The organism is Antarcticimicrobium sediminis (assembly GCF_004348975.1).
In the GTDB taxonomy this organism is placed as follows: Bacteria; Pseudomonadota; Alphaproteobacteria; order Rhodobacterales; family Rhodobacteraceae; genus Antarcticimicrobium; species Antarcticimicrobium sediminis.
In genome coordinates this window covers 69096-86812 of the sequence record NZ_SMFP01000002.1, presented here as the reverse complement: position 1 = coordinate 86812, position 17717 = coordinate 69096, and the positions used below count along the sequence as shown (strand labels likewise).

The window sequence follows — 17717 nt, the reverse complement described above, 5'->3', positions numbered from 1 at the left end:
ATCAGCCCCCCGTACCCGGGGCTGCCGCCGCCGCGATCGCCCAGGTCCAGAACGGATTGGCGAACAGCAGGATCATCGCCACCACGAAACAATAGATGGCGGTCGATTCGATCATGGCGAGGCTGACGAACAGCGTGCGGGTGATGGTATTGGCCTCGTCCGGCTGCTGCGCGATGGCTTGTAGCGCCTGCGCCGCGGCGCGCGCCTCGCCCAAGGCGGGGCCAATCGAGCCGATGGCAATGGTCAGCCCGGCGGTGATGATCGAAACGGTAGCAATCAGGGTCAGCGCATCCATACGATCTGTCCTTTCGCGTTCAGGCGCCTCAGGCGCCGGTTTCCTTGTTTTTGATCTGGTTTTCGGCCGCGCCCGGCTCATCGCCGCTGGCCGAGGCGATATAGACCATCGCCAGCACCGCGATGATATAGGCCTGCACGACCCCGGTCAGCAGCCCCAAAAGCTGCAACAAGACCGGGAAAAAGAACGGCACCACCGCCAGCAGAACGGCGACGACGACTGTCCCGCTCATCACGTTGCCATAGAGCCGCACGGCCAGCGCAATGGTGCGCGACAGCTCTCCGATGATATTGAAGGGTGCCATCAGCGGCGTCGGTTCGAAATAGTGGCGCAGATAGCCCAGCAGCCCGTCTTCGGCGATACCATAGATCGGCACCGCCACCAGCACGCAAAGCGCCAGCGCCACGGTGGTGGACAGCGACCCGGTTGGCGACATGAAGCCGGGGATCACCCCCATCAGGTTGGACACCAGCGTGAACAGGAACAGCGTGCCGATGAACGGCAGATAACGGCCCGGATCGCCGCCGCCGATCTCGCGGATCTGGTCGCGGATCATCTCGATCACCGTCTCGATCCCGATGCGCCAGCGCGATGTCGGTTCGATCGTCGCAGCCGAAGACAGGATGCCCAAAGTGGCGATGCGGCCGCCGATCACCAGCACCGCCATCACGACCCAAGTATAAACGATGGTGGCCGAGACGCCCCACTCGCCCAGCGGACCCAGCGGCAGGGTAAAGATGATCTGGCTGTCTGGTGTGATCTGCATGGCCCTAGCCCCGCCGCGCCCGGCGCACCGCAACCAGACGGATCAGCGCGAACCCGGCAAGCGCACCGACCAGCGCCAGCGTCGGCTGGCTTGCGATCGACATCAGCCCGGCAAACCCCGCCAGCACCACCGCCAGACGCAGCACCGCGCTGCCAACCAGTGCCAGCACCCCGGAGCCATCCGGGCGCAGCCGCGCCGAGGCGCGCCAGAGCCACGCTATATGCAGCGCCCCCAGCGCCGCGCCGGTGAGCACCCCCAGCGCAAGATCAATGGCGATATCAAAGCTCATCCCCGGTGTCCTTTCTCTTTTCCTGACTCGGCTCCCGATTCGGCTCTCGACTCGGGCCAGTTATGTTGTCCTGCCCCAACCCGGTCCGGCGCACCCACCACCAGGCATTGAGCGAGCCCAGCGTGACGCCCGCCAGCAGCCCCATGATGGTCCAGGAGGGGCCATCGGCAAAGCGGGCGTCGAGCCAGCGACCCAGCGCCACACCGGCCAATGTCGGCACCGCGACGGCCCAGCCCACCAAGCCGAACATGCCGACCCCGAACCAGACCGTATGTCGCCCCTCGCGCCGCGCGCGGACATGTTGTTGCGCCTTGCGGGCGATGGTCTGTTCGATGCCCTCTTGGGCCGCCCCCGTAGCGGATTTGTGCCCTACAAGATCCTTGTCCGGACCAGTCTCAGGTCCGGTCATCGCCCATACTCCGCCATGCCGCGGATTGCCCCGGACTCCAGCCGGGCCAGCGCGGTGCGGGCTGCGCGTTCACTGTCGTCCAGCGTCAGAAACTGGCGTGCCACCTCGTCCCGCAGGCGGCTCAGATCGTCACTGACAAAGGCACCGCGCACGGCAACGCGCACCTCCGCTCCGCATTTGACCAAGGTGCCCGCGTCGATGCCGAGGAAATGTTCGCCCCCATCGGCGTCGATATAAGACAGCACCCCCGGCAGCAGGGCCGTCACCATGTCGATATGGCGCGGCAGCAGCACGAAGGCTCCCTGCGCCCCCTCGGTGGCAAGTTTGCGCACCACGGTTCTGACCACTTCGGCCCCCGGACTGTACACCAACAACACCATCGTGTCGGACAGCTTGGGATCGGGCTGCGGGTCGGGTGGTGAGATGCTGCTCATGCCCCCGCCTCCATGGCCTCGTCGATCGTCCCGATCATGTAGAACGCCCGTTCTGGGCGGTCATTCAGCGCCCCCGACAGGATCTGTTCACAGCCTTCAAGCGTATCCTCCAACGGAACCCGCCGTCCCCGGGCGGTGGTAAAGCGTTCGGTGGCGCGAAACGGCTGGCTCATAAACCGTTCCAGCCGCCGCGCGATGGCGACGGTCCGACGATCCTCGATCGACAGCTGTTCCAGCCCCAGCATGGCGATCACGTCCTTAAGGCTTTCATACTCTGCCAGCGTGCGGCGCACCGCGCGCGCCACGCTCAGGTGGCGCGGCGAGGCGACCAAGGGGGTCAGCATCTTGGAACCGGAGTCGAGCGGATCGACCGCCGGGTAAAACCCCTGCGCCGCCCGTTTGCGCGACAACACGATGGAGGAGGACAGATGCCCGAACACATGGGTCGCCGCCGGGTCAGTGAAATCATCCGCCGGCACATAGACCGCTTGAATCGAGGTCAGCGCCCCGGACGCGGTGGAACAGATCCGCTCTTCCAGTTCGGCGATCTCGGTGCCGAGCGAGGGCTGATAGCCCACCCGCGACGGCAATTGCCCGAGCAGCCCCGACACCTCGGCCCCGGCCTGAACAAAGCGATAGATATTGTCGATCAGGACCAGGACATCGGTGTTCAACTCGTCGCGGAAATGTTCGGCAATCGACATCGCCGCATGACCGACGCGAAAGCGCACGGCGGGGCGTTCGTTCATCTGGCCAAAGACCATCACCGTGTTTTCGAGCACCCCGGCCTCGTCCATCTCGCGGTGAAACTCCTCGGCCTCGCGCGAGCGTTCGCCGATGCCGCAGAACAGGCTGACCCCCTGATAAGAGCCCGACATGTTATAGATCATCTCGGCGATCAGCACGGTCTTGCCCACCCCGGCGCCGCCGAACAGCCCGGCCTTGCCGCCCCGCTCGATCGGGCACAGCAGGTCGATCGCCTTGATCCCGGTTTCAAAGATCTCGGACTGGGTGCGGCGACGTTTCAGCGCCGGGGGCGCGTTGCGGATCGAGCGGCGCGGCGCATCGTCCAGCGGCGCGCCACCATCGACCGGCTCACCAAAAAGGTTGAGCATCCGTCCCAGTGTCGTGCGCCCGACCGGCATTTGCAGCCCGCCGCCGGTGCCGTGCAGCCGTGCGCCCAGCTTCACCGGTTGCCCGGCCGACAGGATCAGCCCGCGAGCCACCCCCTCCGAGGGGAAAGAGGCCAGTTCGATCCGCAGCAAGGGGTCATCGACGCCGACAAACAGATCCTGCACCCGCGGCGGTGGTCCCTCGATTGCCAATTCGATCATCTGGCCCGAGATGCGGATGATGCGCGCCCGCGCGACAAGGTCCGCAGGGGCGTCAACCTCTTGCGCCGGGTCAATATGTTGCAGGCCTTGGGTCATGCACGCTCCGCCTGTGTTCAACGGCGGCCTCTTTCCAAAGGCCGCCTGTTTCCGAAGGCGCCGGTCCGTCCGCCGTGAGGACGCCACCAGATCACGCCCAACTCAATCAGGGATCGGGGCCGAAATCCAGACCCTTCATGCCGCAATGCAGAAATGCCGCGGTGCAGAAACCACGGACAGCGGCATCGCCAGCGTGCTGCCACGCCCGCCCCTGCCGGGAACAGCAACACCCGGACAATGCGCGCAATGGACCCGCGCGGCGGAGTCGCTTAACACCTTGGGTGAGGATGAGAAATTCAGACCAAGGAGGAACAAGCGATGACAACCGAAGTGGCAGCCGCGCAGACAGCGGTGGCGACAAACGGCGCGATGCTGGACAAGGCGCGCGAGAACCTGCGTCTGGCCTGCGAGCAGCTCAAGATCCACCCCGATGTCTTTGAAGAGTTGAAATCCCCGCGTGAAACGCTGGCCGTCACCCTGCTGATCCGGATGGACAACGGCAGCCGCCGGGCCTTCAAGGCGTGGCGTTGCCGCTATAACGACCGGCGCGGCCCGACCAAGGGCGGCGTGCGCTTTCACCCCAATGTATCGCTGGACGAGATCGAGACACTGGCGTTCTGGATGACGTTCAAATGCGCGGTGGCGAACCTGCCCTTTGGCGGCGGCAAGGGCGGCGTCTGCGTCAATTCCAAAGAGCTGTCCCCGACCGAGCTGGAACGGCTGAGCCGCGCCTATATCGAGGCGTTTTCGTCCTTCATCGGGCCGGACCGGGATATCATGGCGCCGGATATGTACACCAATGGCATCGTTATAGCCTGGATGGCGGATGAATATGCCGCGATCACCGGCGAGCCGCTGCCGATGGCGATCACCGGCAAGCCGATTGCCTTTGGCGGCACCGTCGGGCGCACCGATGCGACGGCGCGCGGCGGCTATATCGCCCTGCGTCATCTGGAAGCCTCGCTGAACCTTGACCCGGCCAAGGCGACGGTGGCGATTCAGGGCTTCGGCAATGTCGGCTATCACTGCGCCAAGCTGCTGCATGCGGATGGCTACCGGATCGTCGCGGTCAGCGATTCCCGTGGGGCGATCTATGATCCCGACGGGCTCGACCCGCTGGCGGTGATGGAACACAAGCTGCACAACGGCGGCATTCTTGGCGCCAAGGGCCATGGCGAGACCCGCGAGATCAGCAACGCCGAGTTGTTGGAGCTTGACTGCGATGTGCTGGTGCCCGCCGCGTTGGAGCGTCAGATCACCCTTGCCAACAGCGACCGGATCAAGGCGCGGATCATCCTGGAGATGGCGAACGGCCCGATCACCCCCGAGGCCGACGCCGCGCTGACGGCGGCGGGGCATATCATCGTGCCCGACATTCTGGCCAATTCCGGCGGCGTGACCGTGTCGCATCTGGAATGGGTGCAGAACCGCTCGGGCTTTTACTGGGACAACTCGCGGGTGCGCGATCATCTGAAAACCACCATGTCGACCGAGACGCAGGCGGTCTGGGCGCTGCACAACGACATGGACATCTCGATGCGCGAGGCGGCCTATGTCCACGGGCTGCGCCGGATCGCCGACTCGGTCGAGGCGCGCGGCACTCAGGCCTATTTCAGCGGCACCTGATTTGAGGCACGTGATTTATCCGGGCGGGCGCACCATCGCGCCCGCCCGGATCCTGATGTGTGCTCAGCTGCGCGACAGCACGCTGGAGGGGCGCGATCTGGCCAGCGCGGCGGTGATCATCCCGGCCAGAACCGCCTTGATCACATCACCGGGAAGGAAGACGGTCACCAGCATCAGCGCCTCGATCAGCGTCTTGTCGAGCAGGATCGCCATGCCGACCACCCCGAACAGATACATCGCGCCGATCCCGCCGATCACCGAGGCCACCGAGGCCACCAGCGCAAGCGGCCCCGTGCGCCAACGTTCAACGATGAACCCGATGACGAAGGCCGCAACAGGCCAGCCAATCAGGAACCCGACAGCCGGACCGGCAAAGGCCCCCAGCCCGCCGCGCCCGCCAGCAAGAAGCGGCAAGCCCAACGCGACCAGCGCCAGAAACAAGAGCACCGCCAAGGCCCCGCGCCGCGCGCCAAGCACCGTACCACACAGCATGATGCCCATGCTCTGCGCCGTGATCGGCACGCCAAAGGCCAGCGTCAGCTTCGGGATCAGCCCGAGCGCGGCGATCAGCGCCGCGAACAGCGCGATCAGGGTAATATTGCGTTCCATTTGTACAGGGTCCTTCGGTTGGATTGAAAATCAGGGGCGGCGCGGCTGTTCCAGCCCGCCGCGCGCGCGCAGGGCCTCGGCCACATGTTCCGCGTCGTCGATGGCCAGCGCGGCCATAGGTACCACGATGCGCCAGCCCGGACGCCGGGGCGAGCGGGCGCGCCAGGACAGCGACAAAAGTTTGCCCTTGTCCGCGATCGTCGGGGTAAAGCGGATCACCAGCGCAATCGACAGTTCCAGCGCCCGGGTCGACAGACCCAGCCGGCGAAACGGCGTCAACAGCACCGTCAGCACATCGACCATATCGGACAGGCGTGTCGTCATGGTCACAAAATTCGCCAGCGCCAGCGCCGCCAGCAACCGCAGCGCGACGACCAGCCCCGCCGCCATCTGGCCCGTCGCCCCGTGCCACAGGGCGATCAGCAGCAGAAACGGCCATAGAACGCGCAGATTGCGCAGGCCTTGGCGAAAGAACACCACCCCACCCGTGCCATAGAGCCCCGCCACCGCCACGACAGCGCCGCCAAGAAGGGCCGGGTTGTCCGTCGCAAACAACAGCACGGTGGCCAGCGACAGAGCCGCCAGCTTGAGCCCGGCGGGCAAGCGGTGCGACCAGATTTCAACCGGTGAGGTCAGAGAGATCATCCTGTCCTCCCCATATCTGCATCTGTCGCTCGAACCGTGCCAACACCTGATCGGGCGTCCCGTCGCCAATCACCTCACCGCCCTCAAGCCAGATCACCCGGTCGAACCCCTGCACCGTCGCAGGGTCATGGGTGATCAGCGCGATGCTGGCCTCGACCGCATCAAGACAGCGCATGAGTTGCATCCGGGTGGCGATGTCGAGGCCCGAGAACGGCTCGTCCAGCACGATCAGGGCCGGTTCCATCACCAGAACGGCCATCAGGCAGACCAGCTGTTTCTGCCCCTGCGACAGGCTGTGGGTCGCGGCACTCGCCCAATGCGCCTTGCCAAACCGCTCCAGCATGGCGCGGGTGGCTGCCGCCGCCTCAACCTTGGTGCGGCCCATCTGGGTCAGGCCAAAGGCGATCTCTTCCTCGACCGTGGGAAAGATGATCTGGTGATCGGGGTTCTGGAACAGGATGCCGACGGCCCCCAGCGCGCCGCGCCGGTCCTTGAGGACATCAACGCCGCAGACCTCGACCCGGCCCTCATCGGGCGCGATCAGCCCCGCCATCACCCGCGCGAGCGTGGTCTTGCCCGAGCCATTGCGCCCCACGATCCCGATCCGCTTGTCGCGGGCGGTCAGGGTCACGTCGCGCAGAATCGCGCGCCCCTCCATCCCGACCGCGACGCCACACAGCGTCAGAACGGCCGAGGTCGCGGTCTCGGCCTTGGTCGCGGCCCCGTCGAGGGGGCCATCCTTGGCGGCGGTATGGGGCTGCGTGATCATGCGCGGATAAACACCATCCCTGCGCGCTTTGTCTACACTACGTCTGCGCTGCTGGCCGTCGTTGCGCTGCAAAAAAGCGGGAGGGCAGGCCTGATACATACATAAAGAATTTGGCATACAGCCGCATATGGGCTGGACGAAAGCGTCCTCCTGCGGTTTTTTGAACCGTGATGGATACAAAAAACCAGCTCGACACGATTTTCGCCTCGGACATGCGCTTTCTCATGATCCTGAGCTATATCGTGCTGGGCAACACCGCAGTCATCAACCGCTTTATCGAACACACGCATCGGCTTCCGGTTCATGCCTGGTCAACGTTGTACTGTATCGACCAGTTCCCGGGCATTCGCGCCAAGGAAATCACGCAGTTGTTCCCGCGCCCGCAAAACACGATCAGCCGGGCCGTGTCGCAACTGGTCGAGCGGGGGTTGGTGCGCCACCAGCCCTCGCAAACCGATGGGCGGGAGAAACAGCTTTTTACCACCGATCAGGGCGCGGTGCTTTTGGCCGAGCTGCGCGCCGCCATTGTGGAGCGTCAGGACGAGATGTTCGCCCCGCTTGAAGACGACGAGCGGGACGTCTTTTTCCGGCTGGCGCTGAAAATCGCCAAAGGATCGAAGTTGCTTGAGACCGTCGCGATGAGTCTTCCCGAAACACAGTGATCTGCGGCGCATCGCCCTGTTATGGGGCGATCTCGCCGGAAATGGCTGCGATAAATGGCCACAGAAAGCCGGTTTCGCGACCACATGGCGCACGAAAATTAAGCGCAACACCCCACTTCGATCAAAGATCCATCATATTCAAGGGAGAATGCGGCCAGCTGTGCGAGTCCTGTTCCTCGAAACGCGCGCGCCCGTGCAACCAAGATGTGCCAGCGGGAAAACCGTTTTGGCATGTGACGCAGGGTAATGCGGCCGGTCAAGCATCGCATCCCCAGCGTCGCGATCTGTATGCGTGGGAAGGCATTATCGCGGCATCAAGCGCCGACGCAATATTGATCCCACGTCAACAATGAGGGGACATTTTTGATGACCAGGAACTTGTTTTTGACGACTGCGACAGCGGCCCTTATCGCAGCCGGCCTTCCGGCCCTTGCGCAGGATTGCCCGATCAAGGTGGGGGTTTTGCACTCGCTTTCGGGGACGATGGCGATTTCGGAGACGACGCTGAAAGACACCATGCTGATGCTGGTGGACGAACAGAACGCGAAAGGCGGCCTGCTGGGCTGTCAGATCGAAACCGTCGTGGTCGACCCGGCCTCGGACTGGCCGCTGTTTGCCGAAAAGGCGCGCGAGCTGATCAGCGTGCATGATGTCGATGTGATCTTTGGCAACTGGACCTCGGTATCGCGCAAATCGGTGCTGCCGGTGATCGAAGAGCTGAACGGGTTGCTGTTCTATCCGGTGCAATACGAGGGCGAGGAAAGCTCGAAAAACGTGTTTTATACCGGCGCCGCGCCGAACCAACAGGCGATCCCGGCAACCGATTATTTCCTTGAGGAACTGGGGGTCGAGAAATTCGCGCTGCTGGGCACCGATTATGTTTATCCGCGCACCACGAACAACATTCTGGAAAGCTATCTCAAGTCCAAGGGCATCCCTGCCGAGGATATCTTTGTCAACTACACCCCGTTCGGCCATTCCGACTGGTCCAAGATCGTGGCCGACGTGGTGGCGCTGGGGGCTGATGGCAAGAAGGTCGGTGTGATCAGCACCATCAACGGCGACGCCAATGTGGGGTTCTACAAAGAACTCGCCGCGGCTGGCATTTCCGCCGATGACATCCCGGTCATCGCCTTTTCGGTCGGTGAGGAAGAGCTTTCGGGTCTCGACACCGCGAACCTGGTCGGCCATCTGGCGGCGTGGAACTACTTCCAGTCCGCCGAATCCGAGGCCAACGACGCCTTTATCGCCGCATGGAAGGCGAAGATGGGCGAAGAGCGCGTCACCAACGACCCGATGGAGGCCCATTACATCGGCTTCAACATGTGGGTGAACGCTGCGACCGAAGCTGGTACCACCGATGTGGATGCGGTTCGAGAAAAGATGTGGGGGCAGGAATTCCCGAACCTGACCGGCGGCACCGCCGTGATGGGCGTGAACCACCACTTGGCCAAACCGGTGCTGATCGGCGAGATTCAGGACGATGGCCAGTTCGACATCGTCAGCCAGACCAGCGAAGTGCCGGGCGATGCCTGGACCGACTTCTTGCCGGACTCGGCGGTTCTGATCTCGGATTGGAAAGATCTTGGCTGCGGTATGTACAACACCGAGACCAAGACCTGCGTGCAGATCAAGTCGAACTACTGATGTGACACCTGAAACCTTCCGGGGGCGCAGGTGCGCCCCCGGCTTTTGCAAGGGTGACGCATGACCAAGATCTTTCAACGATTTCTTTTTTGCCTGCTCTGCCTGCTGGGCGCGCCCGCGCTGGCACAGGAAGCGGACGCGCCGATTCAACAGTTGTTGCAGCACCATGGCGAGATCATCGCCAAAAGCTCGCGCAAGACCATCGCCCCGGCCATTGATGCGCTGGCCGCCAGCGGGTTGCCCGCCGCGCAACAGGTGCTGGAACGCTGGCAGGCCAAAGAGATGTGGCGCGACGAAACCAGCGGGTTGTTTGTCTTTGCCGAAGAGATCGACCGCGACACCCTGCGGATCTTTGATCCCGCCAATGGCACCGAGATCGGCGCGGTCCCGGACGAGGGTTATAAACAGCTCAAGCCCAACTCCGGCATTCGCGGCATGATCGGCGCGGCGCTGGTGCAATTCCAACTCAGCGCCCCTGATCCCGTCACCCGCGCCACCGCGCTGGACGCCATCGAACGCGACCCGGACGCCTCGCACCTTCTCGCGCTGCGCAATGCCGTCGGCAACGAAAGCGACCCGGCGCTGAAGGCCCGCAAGGCGCGGCTGGAACGGCTGCTGACGATCCGGTTCGATACCGACACGGCCACGCGGATCGAGGCCATCGAAAGTTTTGCCGGTGACCCCGCGGTGGATGTGCGCGCCACGCTCAACCCGCTGGTTGCCACCCGGATCGAGGTCGCCACCGCCGCCCCGCAGGGCGATGATATCGCTCGCATTCTGAGCGTGGGAAGCGATGCCCTGCCCCGTGCGGCCGCCTATGCGCTGCTGGTCGAGGACGGGCTTGTCGCGCCGGTCCTGAGCCGCGCGGAAAAACGTGCGGCGCTGATCGCCCACCTGCGCGACGGTGCCGTCGGCGGCTATCAGGTCGCGCAACTGGATCGCGAAGACGCCCGCGATGCCGCCTATGCCAAGCTGGCCGAGACCGGAGCCGTCGCTGCCGTCGCGACCGAGGCCGAGGTCAGTGCGGCGCTGGATGCGCATGTGTTTTACGAACGCTTCATCGGTGCCCCGCCGATCGTGGCCCGCGCCGCGCTCCGCGCGCTGGACGCCATCGAGACCAAGGTCAACCTGAACCGCGCCGCCGATCTGGTGCTGGACGCGCTGTCGCTTGCCTCGATCTATTTCCTTGCCGCCATCGGGCTGGCCATCACCTTTGGCGTGATGGGCGTGATCAACATGGCGCATGGCGAATTCATCATGATGGGGGCCTATACCGGCTATGTGGTGCAGCAGGTGATCCCGAACTACACGGTATCGATCCTTGCCGCCCTGCCGATCGCCTTTGCGGTCACCTTTCTTGCCGGGGTGGCGATGGAGCGGTTGGTGATCCGCTGGCTGCGTCACCGGCCACTGGAGACGCTGCTGGCGACCTTTGGCATTTCCATCGCGTTGCAACAGATCGCCAAGAACATCTTTGGCACCCAAGCGCGACCGCTGACCTCTCCCGCATGGCTGGACGGGTCACTGGTGCTGAACGATATCGTCTCGATCAGCTATATCCGGATCGCGATCTTCGTGCTGGCGCTGGTGTTTCTGGCCCTGTTCCTGTTCGTGATGAACCGCACCCGGCTGGGGCTGGAGGTGCGCGCGGTGACGCAAAACCCGCGCATGGCCGCCTCGATGGGGATCAACCCGGACCGGATCAACATGCTGACCTTCGGCCTTGGATCCGGCATCGCCGGGATCGCGGGTGTGGCCATCGGGCTTTATGCCAAGGTCACCTCGGAGATGGGGCAGGATTACATCGTGCAAAGCTTCATGACCGTGGTTGTCGGCGGGGTTGGCAATATCTGGGGCGCGCTGGTCGGCGCGGCGATGGTCGGCTCGCTGCAGAAGGGGATCGAATGGTTCAACCCCTCGAACACGCTGGCGGCGCAGACCTATATGATCCTGTTCGTGATCCTGTTCATTCAATTCCGACCCCGGGGGATCATCGCCCTCAAGGGCCGTGCGGCGGAGGCGTAAGATGAGCGATCTGACCCTCTCTGCCCCCACCCGCCGCCGTCCGCTGGTGCTGCGCCACCCCTCGGTGCTGGTGTTCCTTGTCGTGCTGGCACTGTTCACGCTGGGCGTCACGCTGTTGTCCGAAGGGATCGGTCTTGGCGTGATCTCCACCAGTTTCATCAAGACGCTGGGCAAGACGCTGTGCTTTTGCCTTGTCGCCTTGGCGATGGATCTGGTCTGGGGCTATTGCGGGATCCTGTCACTGGGGCACATGGCGTTTTTCGGACTTGGCGGCTATGCCATCGGCATGTGGCTGATGTATGAGCGCACCCGCCGTATCATCGTCGACAGCCTCGCCACGGCAGAGCTGCCCGCCACCCCGCAAGAGATCTCGGACGGGATCGCCAGCCAGATCTTTGGCGTGGTCGGGGCCTCGGACTTCCCGCCGATCTGGGCGTTTGCCCATTCGCTGCCGTTGCAGCTGGCCGCCGTGATCGTGGCGCCGGGGTTGCTGGCGCTGGTGTTCGGCTGGCTGGCCTTTCGCAGCCGGGTGACCGGGGTCTACCTGTCGATCCTGACGCAGGCGATGACGCTGGCGCTGGCGCTGTATCTGTTCCAGAACGACAGCGGGCTGCGCGGCAACAACGGGTTGTCCGGGTTGCAGAACCTGCCGGGGCTGGACCTTGTGCCGCAATCCACCGTCTCGCTGTGGTTCTTCTGGGCCTCGGCGCTGGCGCTGGGGGCCGGGTATCTGTTCTGCGCCTGGCTGGTGTCGGGCAAGTTCGGTTCGGTCATCCGGGCGATCCGGGATGACGAGACGCGGGTGCGGTTTCTGGGCTATCCGGTCGAGGGGTTCAAGCTGGTGGTCTTTACCCTGACCGCCATACTCGCGGGGATCGCCGGGGCGCTGTATTACCCGCAGGCGGGCATCATCAACCCGGCCGAGGTGGCGCCAATTGCCTCGATCTATCTTGCGGTCTGGGTCGCCATCGGCGGGCGCGGACGGCTGTATGGTGCGGTGATAGGCGCGGCGTTCGTGTCGCTGCTGTCCAGTTGGTTCACCGGCGGGCAAGCGCCCGACCTGAAGATCGGATCGCTGCATATCCAATGGGTCGACTGGTGGACCGTGCTGCTGGGGCTGTCCTTTGTCGCGGTGACGCTGTTCGCGCCCAAGGGCATCGGCGGGCTGGTCGATCTGGCGGCACGGATCAAAAGCCCCAACCGCCACGGTGCCGATCTTGGCCCCGGGGCCGGGGCGCTGCGGGAAAGGGAGGCGGATGAATGACCACGCTGCTTGAGGTCTCTGGCGTTTCGGTCTCGTTCGACGGGTTCAAGGCGATCAACAATCTGTCGTTCCGGATCGCCGAGGGAGAATTGCGCGCGGTGATCGGGCCGAACGGCGCAGGCAAGACCACCTTCATGGATATTGTCACCGGCAAGACCCGTCCCAACGAGGGGCGCGTCACCTATGGCGAGAAAAGCGTGTCGCTGCTGGCGCTGTCGGAAAGTCGGATCGCGCAGATGGGTATCGGGCGCAAATTCCAGCGCCCCACCGTGTTCGAGGATCAAAGCGTCGCCGACAACCTGATGATGGCGCTGAAAAAAGACCGCAACCCGCTGGCCGTCCTGCTGTTTCGCCCCAAGGCCGCAGATCATGCAAGGGTAGAGGCTCTGGCCGGTGAAATCGGGCTGGCCGACGCCCTGCACCGCAAGTCGGGCGAGCTGAGCCACGGCCAGAAACAATGGCTGGAGATCGGCATGTTGCTGGCGCAGGAGCCGCGCCTGCTGCTGGTGGATGAGCCCGCCGCAGGCATGACGCTGGCGGAACGCGAACACACCACCGACCTGTTGAAACAGGCCGCCAAGACCCGCGCCGTCGTCGTGGTTGAACATGACATGGATTTCGTCCGACGGCTGGACTGCAAGGTCACGGTGCTGCACGAGGGCTCGGTTCTGGCCGAAGGGTCGCTGGATCACGTCACACAGAACGAACAGGTCATCGAGGTGTATCTTGGGCGCTGACATGCTGAACATCGAGGGGCTGACGCTGCATTATGGCGGCAGTCAGATCCTGAACGGAATCGAGCTGAGCGCGAAACTCGGGGAGGTGACCTGTGTGATGGGCACCAACGGGGTCGGCAAGACCAGCCTGATGAAGGCGATCTCGGGCACCCATCCGCGCTCGGCCGGGCGCTATGTGCTGGATGGCGAGACGCTGGGACGGGCCCCGGCGCAGGTGCTTGCCCGCAAAGGGATTGGATATGTGCCGCAGGGGCGTGACGTGTTTCCGCTGCTGAGCGTGCGCGAAAATCTGGAGACCGGCTTTGCCTGCCTGCCACGCGGCGACCGTTTCGTCCCCGACGAGATATTCGAGCTGTTCCCGATCCTGAAGGATTTTCTGCACCGGCGCGGCGGCGACCTGTCCGGGGGGCAGCAACAGCAGTTGGCCATCGCGCGGGCGCTGGTGGCCAAGCCCAAGCTGTTGCTGCTGGACGAGCCAACCGAGGGCATCCAGCCCAATATCATCCAGCAGATCGGCCGGGTGATCGAGCGGCTGCGCGACAAGGGTGACATGGCCATTGTTCTGGTCGAGCAGTATTTCAGCTTTGCCTATGATCTTGGCGACAGCTTTTATGTGATCGAGCGCGGCGCGGTAAAGCTGAGCGGTCGCAAGGGCGGGATCGAGCGCGAGGCGCTGTTGGCCAGCGTCTCGGTTTGATCCGGCTTATGCCTAGCTCTCCAAGGCGGCACTCGCGTCACGCTGAGCGCACAGTCCGCTCTGACAATGGCAGCCGCACCCGGAAACAGCTGCCCGCGCCCGGCTGGCTGGAGACGCTGATATCGCCGCCAGCACGCTCGATAAGGTCGCGGGTGATCGACAGCCCAAGCCCGGTGCCCTCATACCGTTTGGTCGAAAAGAACGGTTCGAAAATGCGCGCCTGAATCTCGGCATCCATGCCGATGCCGGTGTCCTGCACGGTTATGATCACATGCGCGTCCTGCACCTGCGTGCGCAGGCTCAGGGTTCCGCCCTCGGGCATGGCCTGAATGGCGTTGATCATCAGATTGACCAGAACCTGTTGAAGCTCGGTCTCGTTCATCGCGATCTCGCCTTCGGCGGCAAGCTCCAGCTTCAGCGCGATACCGGAGTTCGACAAGATATGCTGGACCAGCGGCACCGTGCTGCGGATCACCTGATCCGGGTCCAGCCCCGCGTCCTCCTGCTCGAACTCTTCGGGGCGGGTAAAGCGCAACAGCCGCGTCACCAGAAGGGTGATGGCCTGAATCTGCTCCTGAATCAGGGTGAATTCGGTGCGCATCGGTTCGGCGGCCGGGCCAAGATCGTCATAGATCACGTCGACATTGCCCTGAATTACCGCCAACGGATTGTTGATCTCATGCGCCACACCTGCGGTGATCTCACCCAACGCGGCCAGCTTTTCCGACAGGATAAGCTGCTTTGACGTCATCTCCAGCTGCCGGTTCGCCTCCTCCAGATCGCGGGTGCGGCTGGCCACGCGCTGCTCCAGCTCTTCGGCCCAGTCCCGCAGCTTGCGGTCGCGTTCCTGCAACTGATCCAGCAGACTGTCGAGATGCGCGGCAAGGCGCGAGATTTCATCGTCCCTGCCCCCGATGTTGGAGCGCGCGCCCAGATCCCCGCGATGGACCCGGTCGATGACCCGGTTCATCCGCTCCAGCGGCTTGAAGATCCCGCGGGCAAAGACCAGCAGGATCGGCACGCTGAACACCATCACCAACAGGAACCCGGCCCCGATCAGCAGATGCGTGCGCCACATCGCTGTTTTGAAAGGTTTTTCCAGAAACCCGACATACAGCATTCCGACCCGCTTGCCGAAGCTGTCGCGGATCGGTTCATAGGCCGAAATATACCAATCGTTCACCACAAAGGCCCGCGCCAGCCAGACCTGCCCATGATCCAGCACCTTTTGGCGCACCTCGGCCGACACGCGGGTGCCCAGCGCGCGCACATTCTCGAACATCCGCACATTGGTTGAGACGCGCACATCCTCCAGAAACAGCGAGGCCGTGCCCAGACTGCCCCCCGTCAGGCTCCCCACCGGGTAGACCAGCTCGTTGATCTCGTCGATGAACCCAAGGTTGCGGTTCAACAAAAGCCCCCCAACCAGCGCCCCGCCCAAAGCCGGGGCCGCCGCATGGATGACCATGCCGCGCGTCTCGCTGGTGCGCGCGGTCGGGGCGGCGGCGCGGGTCGGCACCAGATCCAGCCGGGTGCGGGTGGCAAGATCAGGCGAGAGCGCCGAAAGCTGCGCGGCATCAAAGACGTCGATTTCGATCTTGCGACGCCCGGACAAGGCGGCCTGCACCACCGGCCAGCCGCGCGGATCCGCAAGACGGTCTGATCCCCCGGAGAGGATCGTATTGCCCGCAGCGTCGACGAAATACAGAAAATCGAGCCCCATATCCCGGCGCTGCGCCTCCAGAAAATCACCGAGACGGGCCGGATCCGCGCTCAACCGCTGAAAAAGCGCCGACAGGCCTAGCGCCGAAATATCGGCGCCGCGCCGCTCCATCAGCCCGGCAAGATGCTGGTGCGCCACCGTCAATTCGCCCGCCACCTTGGCGATCAGAACCTCGTCAAAGCGATGGTTCCAGTTGCGGACCGATGTGACCAGCAGCAGCGGCAGCAGGAAAAGAACCGGCAACAACGCAATGGCCAGCAGTCGCGCCCGCACCGTATGACGCAAAGCCACCGGCCGCGTGGCGCTGTCAGACATTCCACATCGCGCATTTCCGGTCGACCGTCTTACGCGAGACGCCGAGCCGACGCGCGGCCTCGGCGCGGTTGCCGCCGCAGGCCTCGAGCACGGTCAGGATGTGGCGGCGTTCAACCGCGTGCAACGATTCCACCGGCTCGGCTCCGGTCTCATCCGCGCTGCCGGCGAATTCTGGCGGGAACTCTCCCAATATCAGCGCCCGTTCGATCTGATTGCGCAACTCGCGCACGTTGCCGGGCCAGTCATAGCGCGCCAGATTGAACAGCACGGTTTCCGACAGTGGCAAAGGCGCGACGCCCAACTGGCGAGACAGTTTGCCCATGAACAGTTCGGCCAGTTCCGGGATGTCGCCGACCCGGTCACGCAACTGCGGCATATGCACCGTAAGGACATTGATCCGGTGATAGAAATCGGCGCGCACCCGCCCCTGCTGCATTTCCGCCTCCAGATCGGCATTGCTGGCGAAGACAAAGCGCAGGTTCAGCGGCACCTCGCGCTCGGCCCCGCCAAGACGGACACGGCCATCCTCAATCACCCGCAAAAGCGACGCCTGCAGCGGCAGCGGCAGTTCGGCCACCTCATCAAGGAACAAGGTGCCGCCAGAGGCCTGCACCAAAAGCCCGTCGCCACTGGGGTGGTCCAATTCCCCGAACAGATCCGCGGCAAGCCGTTCGGGCGAGGCGGCGGCACAGTTGATCGGCACGAAAGGCTTGTCGGCGCGCTCTGACATGGCGTGCAGCGTCCGCGCGGCGATTTCCTTGCCGGTACCGCTGGCGCCGGTGAACAGCACCGGCGTACGCATCGGCGCGACCTTTTCCAAGGTCTGGCGCACCCCGTCTATCCCCGGAGATTTCCCGATCAACCGGCCCCGCGCGGCAAGGTTGTCGGCCTGCAATTCGTATTTCAGCAGGAAATTCTCGCGCCGCAGGTAACGTTGGTCCATGCAGCGGTTGATCACGTTCAGGATCTGGTTGGAGCGGAACGGTTTCAACACGAAATCCGAGGCCCCGACCCGCAGCGCCTGAATCGCGGTATCAAGATCGGCATAGGCGGTGATCAGGATCACCTCGGCAAAGAACCCGACCCGGCGCTGTTCCTTCAGCCAGTCCAGCCCAGAGCGCCCCGGCATCACATTGTCGAGCAACACGAGGTCGAAATGCTGTTTGTCCAGCAGCTTTGAGGCCTCCTCGGCGCTGGCTGCGGCCTCGATCCGTTTGCAACGGGGTTGCAACGTGCGCAGGAGATAGTTGCGCATCCCCGGCTCGTCATCGACCACAAGGATCGAGACATGCCGGATCGCACGGTCAATCTGGGATTGATCCCTGCCCGATCCACCACCGGGCGGTGTCTGCGCCGCTATCTTCATGGAGGGAAT

Annotated in this window: 18 protein-coding genes; 7 read left to right on the top strand and 11 right to left on the bottom strand. The window is 63.9% G+C overall.

Annotation, left to right across the window (positions count from 1 at the left end; all coding sequences use genetic code 11):
* Position 1 precedes the first annotated feature (1 nt).
* From E1B25_RS03715 to atpD, 6 genes are read right to left on the bottom strand one after another with little or no spacing between them, the layout of a single operon-like run.
* Complete coding sequence (locus E1B25_RS03715; protein WP_132827331.1) at positions 2-295, bottom strand: F0F1 ATP synthase subunit C; 294 nt, start codon at positions 293-295, stop codon at positions 2-4.
* 28 nt (positions 296-323) lie between these two features.
* Complete coding sequence (locus tag E1B25_RS03710; RefSeq protein ID WP_132827330.1) at positions 324-1061, bottom strand: F0F1 ATP synthase subunit A; 738 nt, start codon at positions 1059-1061, stop codon at positions 324-326.
* Positions 1062-1065: 4 nt separating this feature from the next.
* Complete coding sequence (locus tag E1B25_RS03705; protein ID WP_132827329.1) at positions 1066-1350, bottom strand: N-ATPase subunit AtpR; 285 nt, start codon at positions 1348-1350, stop codon at positions 1066-1068.
* Entirely contained in the window at positions 1340-1759 is a 420-nt protein-coding gene (locus E1B25_RS03700; protein WP_132827328.1) for an AtpZ/AtpI family protein, read from the bottom strand. Before E1B25_RS03700 ends, E1B25_RS03705 begins: the two co-directional genes overlap by 11 nt.
* Entirely contained in the window at positions 1756-2193 is a 438-nt protein-coding gene (locus E1B25_RS03695; RefSeq protein ID WP_206338499.1) for an ATPase, read from the bottom strand. The genes E1B25_RS03700 and E1B25_RS03695 overlap by 4 nt, the downstream gene beginning before the upstream one ends.
* Positions 2190-3623, bottom strand: a complete 1434-nt coding sequence (gene atpD / locus E1B25_RS03690) for a F0F1 ATP synthase subunit beta (protein ID WP_132827327.1) — start codon at positions 3621-3623, stop codon at positions 2190-2192. Before atpD ends, E1B25_RS03695 begins: the two co-directional genes overlap by 4 nt.
* A 318-nt stretch (positions 3624-3941) precedes the next feature.
* Between atpD and E1B25_RS03685 the strand changes: the two genes are divergently transcribed.
* Entirely contained in the window at positions 3942-5249 is a 1308-nt protein-coding gene (locus tag E1B25_RS03685) for a Glu/Leu/Phe/Val family dehydrogenase (RefSeq protein ID WP_206338498.1), read from the top strand.
* A 63-nt stretch (positions 5250-5312) separates the two neighbouring features.
* Here E1B25_RS03685 and E1B25_RS03680 read toward each other — a convergent pair whose 3' ends face one another.
* From E1B25_RS03680 to E1B25_RS03670, 3 genes are read right to left on the bottom strand one after another with little or no spacing between them, the layout of a single operon-like run.
* Positions 5313-5858 (bottom strand): biotin transporter BioY, encoded by a 546-nt coding sequence (locus tag E1B25_RS03680; protein ID WP_132827326.1) that lies wholly within the window; start codon positions 5856-5858, stop codon positions 5313-5315.
* 30 nt (positions 5859-5888) lie between these two features.
* Positions 5889-6503: an energy-coupling factor transporter transmembrane component T family protein gene (locus E1B25_RS03675; protein WP_132827325.1), complete on the bottom strand. Its 615-nt coding sequence runs from the start codon at positions 6501-6503 to the stop codon at positions 5889-5891.
* The gene (locus tag E1B25_RS03670) at positions 6478-7161 is read right to left on the bottom strand and encodes an energy-coupling factor ABC transporter ATP-binding protein (protein ID WP_132827705.1); all 684 of its coding nucleotides are present in this window, start codon (positions 7159-7161) and stop codon (positions 6478-6480) included. The genes E1B25_RS03675 and E1B25_RS03670 overlap by 26 nt, the downstream gene beginning before the upstream one ends.
* Before the next feature lie 281 nt (positions 7162-7442).
* On the opposite strand from E1B25_RS03670, the gene E1B25_RS03665 reads away from it, so the two are divergent.
* The 6 genes from E1B25_RS03665 (at position 7443) to urtE (ending at position 14304) form a co-directional block, all read left to right on the top strand.
* Positions 7443-7934 carry a MarR family winged helix-turn-helix transcriptional regulator gene (locus E1B25_RS03665; RefSeq protein ID WP_245510605.1) on the top strand — a complete coding sequence of 164 codons (492 nt, stop codon included), beginning with the start codon at positions 7443-7445 and terminating at the stop codon, positions 7932-7934.
* A 366-nt stretch (positions 7935-8300) separates the two neighbouring features.
* Positions 8301-9581 carry an urea ABC transporter substrate-binding protein gene (urtA, locus tag E1B25_RS03660; RefSeq protein WP_132827324.1) on the top strand — a complete coding sequence of 427 codons (1281 nt, stop codon included), beginning with the start codon at positions 8301-8303 and terminating at the stop codon, positions 9579-9581.
* Positions 9582-9641: 60 nt separating this feature from the next.
* Positions 9642-11606 (top strand): urea ABC transporter permease subunit UrtB, encoded by a 1965-nt coding sequence (gene urtB / locus E1B25_RS03655; RefSeq protein ID WP_132827323.1) that lies wholly within the window; start codon positions 9642-9644, stop codon positions 11604-11606.
* 1 nt (position 11607) lies between these two features.
* Positions 11608-12870, top strand: coding sequence for an urea ABC transporter permease subunit UrtC (gene urtC, locus E1B25_RS03650; RefSeq protein ID WP_132827322.1), 1263 nt, complete (start codon positions 11608-11610; stop codon positions 12868-12870).
* Positions 12867-13607, top strand: a complete 741-nt coding sequence (urtD, locus tag E1B25_RS03645) for an urea ABC transporter ATP-binding protein UrtD (protein WP_132827321.1) — start codon at positions 12867-12869, stop codon at positions 13605-13607. Before urtC ends, urtD begins: the two co-directional genes overlap by 4 nt.
* A 1-nt stretch (position 13608) precedes the next feature.
* Positions 13609-14304, top strand: a complete 696-nt coding sequence (gene urtE / locus E1B25_RS03640) for an urea ABC transporter ATP-binding subunit UrtE (protein WP_132827320.1) — start codon at positions 13609-13611, stop codon at positions 14302-14304.
* Positions 14305-14341: 37 nt separating this feature from the next.
* Here urtE and E1B25_RS03635 read toward each other — a convergent pair whose 3' ends face one another.
* Together E1B25_RS03635 and E1B25_RS03630 are read right to left on the bottom strand one after the other, a co-directional pair.
* Complete coding sequence (locus E1B25_RS03635) at positions 14342-16342, bottom strand: sensor histidine kinase (protein ID WP_132827319.1); 2001 nt, start codon at positions 16340-16342, stop codon at positions 14342-14344.
* Complete coding sequence (locus E1B25_RS03630) at positions 16335-17708, bottom strand: sigma-54-dependent transcriptional regulator (protein WP_132827318.1); 1374 nt, start codon at positions 17706-17708, stop codon at positions 16335-16337. Before E1B25_RS03630 ends, E1B25_RS03635 begins: the two co-directional genes overlap by 8 nt.
* Positions 17709-17717: the final 9 nt, after the last annotated feature.

Excerpts from the sequence above, each read along its gene's own strand:
- E1B25_RS03715 (WP_132827331.1), bottom strand. The coding sequence starts at position 295 with ATGGATGCGCTGACCCTGATTGCTACCGTTTCGATCATCACCGCCGGG.
- E1B25_RS03710 (WP_132827330.1), bottom strand. The coding sequence starts at position 1,061 with ATGCAGATCACACCAGACAGCCAGATCATCTTTACCCTGCCGCTGGGT.
- E1B25_RS03705 (WP_132827329.1), bottom strand. The coding sequence starts at position 1,350 with ATGAGCTTTGATATCGCCATTGATCTTGCGCTGGGGGTGCTCACCGGC.
- E1B25_RS03700 (WP_132827328.1), bottom strand. The coding sequence starts at position 1,759 with ATGACCGGACCTGAGACTGGTCCGGACAAGGATCTTGTAGGGCACAAA.
- E1B25_RS03695 (WP_206338499.1), bottom strand. The coding sequence starts at position 2,193 with ATGAGCAGCATCTCACCACCCGACCCGCAGCCCGATCCCAAGCTGTCC.
- atpD (WP_132827327.1), bottom strand. The coding sequence starts at position 3,623 with ATGACCCAAGGCCTGCAACATATTGACCCGGCGCAAGAGGTTGACGCC.
- E1B25_RS03685 (WP_206338498.1), top strand. The coding sequence starts at position 3,942 with ATGACAACCGAAGTGGCAGCCGCGCAGACAGCGGTGGCGACAAACGGC.
- E1B25_RS03680 (WP_132827326.1), bottom strand. The coding sequence starts at position 5,858 with ATGGAACGCAATATTACCCTGATCGCGCTGTTCGCGGCGCTGATCGCC.
- E1B25_RS03675 (WP_132827325.1), bottom strand. The coding sequence starts at position 6,503 with ATGATCTCTCTGACCTCACCGGTTGAAATCTGGTCGCACCGCTTGCCC.
- E1B25_RS03670 (WP_132827705.1), bottom strand. The coding sequence starts at position 7,161 with ATGGAGGGGCGCGCGATTCTGCGCGACGTGACCCTGACCGCCCGCGAC.
- E1B25_RS03665 (WP_245510605.1), top strand. The coding sequence starts at position 7,443 with ATGGATACAAAAAACCAGCTCGACACGATTTTCGCCTCGGACATGCGC.
- urtA (WP_132827324.1), top strand. The coding sequence starts at position 8,301 with ATGACCAGGAACTTGTTTTTGACGACTGCGACAGCGGCCCTTATCGCA.
- urtB (WP_132827323.1), top strand. The coding sequence starts at position 9,642 with ATGACCAAGATCTTTCAACGATTTCTTTTTTGCCTGCTCTGCCTGCTG.
- urtC (WP_132827322.1), top strand. The coding sequence starts at position 11,608 with ATGAGCGATCTGACCCTCTCTGCCCCCACCCGCCGCCGTCCGCTGGTG.
- urtD (WP_132827321.1), top strand. The coding sequence starts at position 12,867 with ATGACCACGCTGCTTGAGGTCTCTGGCGTTTCGGTCTCGTTCGACGGG.
- urtE (WP_132827320.1), top strand. The coding sequence starts at position 13,609 with ATGCTGAACATCGAGGGGCTGACGCTGCATTATGGCGGCAGTCAGATC.
- E1B25_RS03635 (WP_132827319.1), bottom strand. The coding sequence starts at position 16,342 with ATGTCTGACAGCGCCACGCGGCCGGTGGCTTTGCGTCATACGGTGCGG.
- E1B25_RS03630 (WP_132827318.1), bottom strand. The coding sequence starts at position 17,708 with ATGAAGATAGCGGCGCAGACACCGCCCGGTGGTGGATCGGGCAGGGAT.